Source organism: Halorubrum sp. Eb13, assembly GCF_002252895.1.
GTDB lineage: Archaea > Halobacteriota > Halobacteria > Halobacteriales > Haloferacaceae > Halorubrum.
In genome coordinates, this window is record NZ_NHPE01000010.1 from 1 (window position 1) to 726 (window position 726).

The window sequence follows — 726 nt, forward strand, 5'->3', positions numbered from 1 at the left end:
CCGCGAGAAGGCGGTCGAGGGGGGACTGTCGGACACCGTGGAGTTCGTTCGCGGCGACGCCTCGCGGCTCCCGTTTCCGGACGACCACTTCGACACGGTGGTCGCGATGCGCTTCTTCCACCTGATGGACGATCCGGTTCCGTTCGCCCGCGAGCTACGCCGCGTCAGCGCCGATCAGGTGTTCTTCGACACGTTCAACCGTCGTAGCCTCCGGACGCTGTACACCTGGCTGCTCCCGATGGGCTCCCGGCTCTACTCCGAGCGACAGGTCGTCGATATGCTCCGCGCGGCGGGCCTCACGCTCGCCGGCGAGGAGCACGACTTCGTGCTGCCGTACGGCTTCTACCGCGAGCTTCCCGGCCCCGTCGCGAGGCCCTTCCGGGTCCTCGACGAGCTCGTCGGCAACACGATCCCGGGCGACTACGTGGCGTCCNNNNGGACGACTGAGTCGCCTCTCGGCACCGCCTCGCTTGAACGAGTCGCCCGTGCCCGCGGGCGCGAAACCGGACTGCGCGGCTCAGTACGTGTGGATGACTTCGCCGCACCGCAGGCACTCGATCGTGTCGCTCCGGAACAGCCGCTCCTTCTTCTCCGTCGGCCCGTTACACTCCGGACAGACGCCGAGGTTCCGCCCGTCCGCGACGCGGGCGGACAGATCGAGGAACCGATCCTCCAGCGTCTCGATCTGTTCGGACTGCGCTTCGACCACGGACTCGAGCTCCTCGA

Annotated in this window: 1 pseudogene; it reads left to right on the forward strand. The window is 68.1% G+C overall.

Going from position 1 to position 726, the window contains the following annotated elements:
• A pseudogene (locus DJ75_RS00955) lies at positions 1 to 433 on the forward strand (class I SAM-dependent methyltransferase); the annotation flags it as partial.
• Positions 434 to 726: the final 293 nt, after the last annotated feature.